The organism is Pseudohaemophilus parahaemolyticus (assembly GCF_938021905.1).
Lineage (GTDB): Bacteria > Pseudomonadota > Gammaproteobacteria > Enterobacterales > Pasteurellaceae > Haemophilus_A > Haemophilus_A parahaemolyticus_B.
In genome coordinates, this window is sequence record NZ_CALIFA010000081.1 from 1 (window position 1) to 4,061 (window position 4,061).

Sequence of the window (4,061 nt, forward strand, 5' to 3'; positions counted from 1 at the left end):
TTTCTGAAGTAAAAAATGCACTGACTCGTTTAGATGAAGTTTATGCACTTTATGCGGATCCTGATGCGGATTTTGATAAATTAGCGGCAGAACAAGCTAATCTTGAAGCGATTATCCAAGCACACGATGGACATAATTTAGATAACCAATTAGAGCGTGCAGCAGATGCGTTACGCTTGCCAGATTGGGACGCAAAAATCGAGCATTTATCCGGGGGTGAACGTCGCCGTGTGGCACTTTGCCGCTTATTGCTTGAAAAACCTGATATGTTGTTGTTAGATGAACCAACCAACCACTTAGATGCGGAATCTGTGGCGTGGTTAGAACGCTTCTTACACGACTACGAAGGCACTGTGGTGGCGATTACCCACGACCGTTACTTCTTAGATAATGTGGCAGGTTGGATCTTAGAACTTGACCGTGGTGAAGGTATTCCTTGGGAAGGTAACTATTCTTCTTGGTTAGAGCAAAAAGAGAAACGCTTAGAGCAAGAACAAGCGGCGGAAAATGCACGCCAAAAATCCATTGCGAAAGAGTTAGAGTGGGTTCGTCAGAACCCGAAAGGTCGCCAAGCGAAGAGCAAAGCGCGTATGGCTCGCTTTGAAGAGTTGAACAGTGGCGAATACCAAAAACGTAACGAAACCAACGAGCTCTTTATTCCACCTGGTCCACGCTTAGGTGATAAAGTGATTGAAGTGCAAAATTTAACCAAATCTTATGGTGATCGCACCTTAATCGATGATTTATCATTCAGTATTCCGAAAGGGGCAATCGTAGGGATTATCGGGGCGAATGGTGCGGGTAAATCAACATTATTCCGTATGTTGTCAGGTCAAGAACAACCAGATAACGGCACAATCACAATGGGGGAAACTGTAGTGTTAGCCTCTGTTGATCAATTCCGTGACGCAATGGACGATAAGAAAACCGTGTGGGAAGAAGTCTCTAACGGGCAAGATATTCTCACTATTGGCAACTTTGAAATCCCAAGCCGTGCTTATGTGGGTCGCTTCAACTTCAAAGGCGTGGATCAACAAAAACGCGTGGGCGAATTATCAGGTGGTGAACGTGGTCGTTTACACTTGGCAAAACTTTTACAACGCGGTGGCAACGTGTTGTTATTGGACGAACCGACCAACGACTTAGACGTGGAAACCTTGCGTGCGTTAGAAAATGCAATCTTAGAATTCCCAGGCTGTGCAATGGTCATCTCGCACGACCGTTGGTTCTTAGACCGCATCGCCACCCATATTTTAGATTACGGTGATGAAGGCAAAGTGACATTCTATGAAGGTAACTTCTCTGACTACGAAGAGTGGAAAAAGAAAACCTTAGGTGATGCCGCAACGCAACCGCACCGTATTAAATATAAACGAATTGCGAAGTAATTAAAGTATTAGATAAGCGGTTAGATTTTGCAAAAAATTTGCAGAATTTAACCGCTTTATTTTGCTGTCCTGATTTTAAGCAATCGTTTGCCATTGAATAATAATTCAGAGGTAAAATTAAATATAAAGGGTATATTTAATACCAAAAATTTAGTACTATCAGCCATCTTTTTTAAGTAATACAATGAAATTGTTCATTTTTTTAATGAGCTAAGAGGAGTATTTATGCTGACAATTGACGCTAATTCGCCACCTCCACCACCACGCAAACCAAGGTTCTATGAGGTTTTATATGTGCAAGTTATTTTTGCCATTATTGTCGGGATTTTATTAGGGCATTTCTTTCCAGAGTTTGGGGAAAGTTTAAAGCCATTGGGCGATGCGTTTATTAAACTCGTAAAAATGATTATTGCACCCGTGATTTTCCTTACCGTGGTGACGGGTATTGCGGGTATGAATGATATGAAATCGGTTGGGCGTGTAGCGGGCAAGGCAATGCTCTATTTTTTAACCTTCTCAACATTGGCGTTGGTTGTGGGGATGATTATCGCCAATATTATTCAACCTGGAGCCGGGCTAAATATTGATCCGAGCACACTGCAATCTGCGAAGGTGTCAGAATATGTGAGCAAGGCACAAGAAAGCTCAATGATTGCTTTCTTTATGAATATTATTCCAACCACGGTATTAAGCCCGCTCACGGAAGGGAATATCTTACAGGTGCTATTTGTCTCTGTATTATTTGGTATTTCCTTAGCTTCAGTCGGCGAGCGTGGTAAGCCTATTACAGATTTACTGCAAGTTGCTGCAGCACCAATGTTTAAATTGGTTTCAATTGTAATGAAAGTCGCTCCTATTGGTGCACTAGGAGCAATGGCATTTACGATTGGCAAATATGGGTTGCATTCTATCAGTAATTTAATGTTGCTCATTGTAACCTTTTATATCACCTCGATTTTATTTGTGCTTTTAATTCTTGGATCGGTTGCTCGCTATAACGGTTTCTCCATTGTTGGGCTAATCCGTTATATCAAAGATGAACTTTGGCTAGTTTTAGGCACTTCTTCTTCAGAAGCAGCATTGCCAAATTTAATGCAAAAAATGGAAGCTGCAGGCTGTAAAAAATCGGTGGTAGGATTGGTTGTACCAACAGGTTATTCATTTAACCTAGATGGTACAAACATTTATATGACGATGGCAGCTTTGTTTATTGCTCAAGCGACCAATACCGATTTAACTATCGGGCAACAAATCACTTTATTATTGGTGGCAATGCTGAGCTCTAAAGGTGCAGCTGGCGTAACGGGTGCAGGCTTTATTACTCTGGCGGCAACTTTGTCTGTTGTGCCAGGATTACCTGTGGAAGGGATGGCACTGATTCTAGGGATTGACCGTTTTATGTCTGAATGTCGTGCTTTAACTAACTTTATCGGTAATGCGTGTGCAACTATTGTGGTTGCTCGCTGGGAAAATGCGTTAGATAAAGAGCAATTAGGTAAAGCAATGCGTGGTGAGTTAGTGGTTAAAACAGAAATGCACTAACATCAAATAATGTGAAATAGGCTTTGAGTATGTTATGCTCAAAGCCTATTTTTATATAAGGAATGTGAAAATGAACCAATATGCCGTGTGGGGCAATCCAATTGCTCAAAGTAAGTCACCTCGTATTCATCAGCTTTTTGCGGAACAAGCGGGCAAAAATATGAGTTATGTTGCAAAATTGGGCGATGAGCAAGATTTTGAGCAGCAGCTCACTAAGTTTTTCAAACAGGCTCAAGGTGCAAATATTACCGCACCATTTAAAGAAAGAGCATTTAAGTTAGCGGACGAGCATAGCGAAGGCTGTTTGTTAGCAGGGGCTTGTAACACGTTGAAACGCTTGGAAGATGGGCGTTTATATGCGGATAATACGGATGGTGCGGGTTTGTGTAATGATTTGGCTCGTTTAGGTTGGCTAAAAGCGGGACAGAAAGTCTTGATTTTAGGCGCAGGCGGTGCAACAAAAGGTGTGTTATTGCCAATGTTGCAGGCAGAGCAAGTTATTACGCTATATAACCGAACTTTCGAGAAAGCGGTTGATTTAGCTGAAAAATTTGCAAAATTTGGCAATATTCAAGCCGCTTGTTGGGAAGAGATATGTTCTCAAAAATTTGATTTGATCATCAATGCTACTTCGTTTGGTTTTCAAGGAAAATGTGTCGAATTGCCTGCTCATCTTTTCCAAGATGCTTTTGTTTACGATATGCAATATGGCATTGAGATGAAAACGCCATTTTTGAATTATGCTCGCATGCAGGGTGCGAAAAAATGCCAAGATGGCTTGGGAATGCTGGTAGGGCAGGCTGCCGTTTCATTCCAATTGTGGGAAGGGGGAATGCCAGAAGTTGAGCCTGTTCTCAGACAATTAAGAGCAGAAATGAGTAAATAGCACTATTTCGAGCTGTTATTTAATAAACAAAAAAATGCTGTTTTTATGCCAAAGTGTTGAAATTGTCGGCAAAAGAGATAAAAATCACATTTTTTGCGAAAAAACGTTTGACGAGCAGGGATAAAATCAGCATAATGCACCCCGTAAACCGATACGGTGAACGCAAAGTAAAATGGCTACATAGCTCAGCTGGTTAGAGCACAACACTCATAATGTTGGGGTCGCAAGTTCGAATCTCGCTGTAG

3 protein-coding genes are annotated in these 4,061 nt (G+C 41.5%); all 3 read left to right on the forward strand.

Annotation, left to right across the window (positions count from 1 at the left end; translation table 11 throughout):
• Nucleotides 1-1,388, forward strand: a 1,388-nt coding sequence (gene ettA, locus QMF79_RS09235; protein ID WP_281773618.1) for an energy-dependent translational throttle protein EttA, incomplete at its 5' end; no start/stop codon positions are given.
• A gap of 225 nt (nucleotides 1,389-1,613) precedes the next feature.
• Complete coding sequence (locus QMF79_RS09240) at nucleotides 1,614-2,930, forward strand: dicarboxylate/amino acid:cation symporter (RefSeq protein ID WP_281773619.1); 1,317 nt, start codon at nucleotides 1,614-1,616, stop codon at nucleotides 2,928-2,930.
• A gap of 70 nt (nucleotides 2,931-3,000) precedes the next feature.
• Nucleotides 3,001-3,816: a shikimate dehydrogenase gene (aroE, locus tag QMF79_RS09245; protein WP_281773620.1), complete on the forward strand. Its 816-nt coding sequence runs from the start codon at nucleotides 3,001-3,003 to the stop codon at nucleotides 3,814-3,816.
• Nucleotides 3,817-4,061: the final 245 nt, after the last annotated feature.

Coding starts and splice junctions, on each gene's coding strand:
- QMF79_RS09240 (WP_281773619.1), top strand. CDS start 1,614: ATGCTGACAATTGACGCTAATTCGCCACCTCCACCACCACGCAAACCA.
- aroE (WP_281773620.1), top strand. CDS start 3,001: ATGAACCAATATGCCGTGTGGGGCAATCCAATTGCTCAAAGTAAGTCA.